The organism is Xenorhabdus budapestensis (genome assembly GCF_002632465.1).
Classification (GTDB): domain Bacteria; phylum Pseudomonadota; class Gammaproteobacteria; order Enterobacterales; family Enterobacteriaceae; genus Xenorhabdus; species Xenorhabdus budapestensis.
On the sequence record NZ_NIBS01000026.1, the window covers coordinates 1 to 3043 of the forward strand.

The 3043-nt window shown below is 46.5% G+C and carries 3 protein-coding genes; all 3 read right to left on the bottom strand.

Annotation, left to right across the window (positions count from 1 at the left end; translation table 11 throughout):
* Positions 1–316: 316 nt before the first annotated feature.
* The 3 genes from ltrA to Xbud_RS21410 all read right to left on the bottom strand — a co-directional run bounded on the left by ltrA (position 317) and on the right by Xbud_RS21410 (position 3033).
* Positions 317–1993, bottom strand: a complete 1677-nt coding sequence (ltrA, locus tag Xbud_RS16250) for a group II intron reverse transcriptase/maturase (protein WP_099137043.1) — start codon at positions 1991–1993, stop codon at positions 317–319.
* A gap of 752 nt (positions 1994–2745) precedes the next feature.
* Entirely contained in the window at positions 2746–2883 is a 138-nt protein-coding gene (locus Xbud_RS20710) for an IncC plasmid conjugative DNA transfer DtrJ family protein (RefSeq protein WP_244590009.1), read from the bottom strand.
* A gap of 63 nt (positions 2884–2946) precedes the next feature.
* Complete coding sequence (locus tag Xbud_RS21410; protein WP_422645760.1) at positions 2947–3033, bottom strand: IS1 family transposase; 87 nt, start codon at positions 3031–3033, stop codon at positions 2947–2949.
* Between the last annotated feature and the right edge of the window lie 10 nt (positions 3034–3043).

Genomic DNA, 3043 nt, shown 5'->3' on the forward strand with positions numbered 1-3043 from the left:
TTTCTTTTCAAGGACAGGTATAGATACACTATTAGGTATACTTGGTGCAGTCAATGTATAGCATTTCAATTACTTAGAATCAATATTATTATTTGCTTCTCCTATGATTCCCCCCACTATTTTCACACTATTTTATCAGGAAGAACAAAAAAACTTACTTCCACCTGATTAACGGATAACTAGACAAAATTTAACTTCTTTTTTGTATCCCACCATTCGGTGCGTCGAGTAGCGAGCACGTATTACTACGCACCCGCCCTCTAAGAACCGTACGAGCGACTTTCACCGCATACGGCTCAAGCCTTTATAAACCTGCTTAGCAGGCCAGCGTGTTGACCGAAAATTCGCGCTCATGAACCTCATGATGGCAAGAAGGATGGAGTAATACTCTGTTTCCGATGACATCTCTGCCGCCCCGATGGCGAGGCACCAGATTGTGCTCCTGCCAGCCTGTTTCTTGAGTGATTGGCATTTTACACAACGCACAACGTCCCTGTTGTTCGCGATAAAGAATGAATATTTGCCGACGATACCGGAGCTTATTCATCATCCGTTTCGTCCGCAACATTTCACCCTCTTGTTCCCATGCCGGATCAAATGGATTGTACTTCCCCTTCACCTTTAAATGGCGTCGTATCGGGATACTTGAGATATCATACAGTACCCCTTCCCTCGTTCCACTTTCTGCGTCAGAGGCGAAGACCCAGTCCCGGTTACCTATGGTGTGAAAATAGCGATCTTTCACCCATTGAGCTCCTTTCTTCTGATGTCTCCGTCTGGCCCATTGCCAGAGCATAAACCAGATCTGTGCATTCACTTTATGAAGCGTCGATTTGGCTACCACGGGTTGATGGTACTGTGCCCAGCCTTTCAGTAGGCGGTTAAGAATGTGGATAAGATTCACCTGCTTCGCCGCCCGATTGGCCGTGATTGTCTCCTTAACTTTTTGACAGAATGCTTGCACATTCTTCTTGGCGGGTTTGATCAGAAGCTTTCCGTCGTATTTGCGAAAATTCCACCCCAGAAAATCAAAACCCGTATCTATATGTGTAATGTGTGTTTTTTCCTTAGACAACGTCAATCCCCGTTCGGACAGAAAGCCTTCAATCCAGGGTTTAACCGGCTCTTCCAGCCTTTCTTTCGAACGGCAGGTGACTACAAAGTCATCTGCATACCGCACTACATTGATCTTGTTTATCCGGGCGCGTTCCTTGCCGATGTGTTTCTTAAGCAAGGCTTCTAATCCATCCAGAACCATATTCGCCAGTGTTGGGGAGATAATCCCACCCTGTGGGGTTCCTTCCTCTGTTGCTGCCAGATCCCCCTGATACACGACACCTGATTTTAACCAGTTGCACAGCACATTCTTATCCATAGGGATATGTTCGAGCAGCCACTCATGGTTGATATGATCAAAACACCCTTTAATATCCGCTTCCAATACCCATTGTGGAGAACGTTTTTTCGACAGGCAACAAAACAATTGTGCCATTGCGTCTGCCGTTGAGCGTTCTGCTCTGAAACCATAGCTGTTTGGATCACCGGTTGTTTCTGCCACAGGAGATAATGCCAGCAGATACAACGCCTGCGTAGCGCGATCTTTCAGGGTAGGAATGCCCAGAGGGCGATGTTTACCCTTTGATTTTGGGATGTAAACCCGACGAAGAGGACTCGCCTGATAACCCCGGCGTTTTAACGTCTGGGCGGCTTTCCACTTCGCTTCTGGTGTTGACCATAATTTTCTGTCAACGCCGGGGGTTCGTTTGCCGCGACTTTCAGTCACTCGCCGAACCGCCAGAAATTTGGCGGTTCGGGAGCGAACCAACATCCGTTGCAACGCTTTCACTTTGCGCCAGTTGTTGGCCTTACACGCTTTCGCAATCCGGATCTGTAGTGCTCTCACCGTTTGTTCAACATGACACCAATCGATATCGTGCCAGCAGAGTAAACCGTGGGAAAGCGCAGACACTGATGTTGCCGAGTGCGCTACCATGCTGCTTTCCTCCATTATCGTCAGAGTGTTACAGGTTTCATGCGATTAAAGACCAGATGGAAGTGGGCTCACTTTCGCGTCAGGTGATGTTTCAACCCGTATTCTGGCTATTACGACCAGACCTTCGCTTTCTCCATCCTCCTTTACCCGCACCGTCAATAGCATTCCTTACGGTTTGCCTGCCCCGAAGGCAACGATACGGGCTTACCGTGTTCCTCACCAATTACACGACTGGGTTAGGATCTGCCTATTCACCGGTGGCTTTGATGACGACGTGCTCCCACTATAAACAAGAGCAACCAGCCACATACCCTTTTGGTCAGTGCCTGACAGCAGCTTTGGCACATCAAAATTAACGATGTTTATCAGCAATTCACTTACATTATCCCTACCAGTCAGCCTTGCGCCTTACCCCGATGCTGCTTCGAGGATCGCAATCACCCCCTCACAGGGATGATCACACCTAACGGTGGCTACTTTCCAGAGGAGCTTCAGACAAAACCGTTACCCGTAATGCCTGTCCTCTTGGGCTACTGTTGGTCGTACAACAGGTCAATCTTCATTCTGATATTGAATGTTTGACAATAACTGGCGAAGCTTATAATTTATTTCAAATCAACGTATCCAATTGTTTTATAATTGAAATAAATCTTCACGTCGCACTCATATATATTTCTTAAACATCGACGCTGTTATCACCACCGCCATGCCCAATACTATCGCCGCCAGCAATAATATCACTGTAAGGTAGATCACATCCAGCTAGGACAAATACAACACACAGGTATCGTACAGACCTGTTTAATTCCCCGTTTAGCGTGACAGTAAACAAAACTGGATTCATCTCCCGCGCCATAACGTCGTAAATTCCACTGCTTCAGCTCATCCACCAACTCGACCAAAATCGCTAATATAAACAAGCAGCACCAATTTGAAAGATAAAAGGTATAGGGTCATGACTCCAAAGCGTTGTAATGATGTTTTTCAATATATGCACCAATCAGCTTTTCGTGGACTTCTATCGAACGTGAATAACAAATTGTTTTTCTT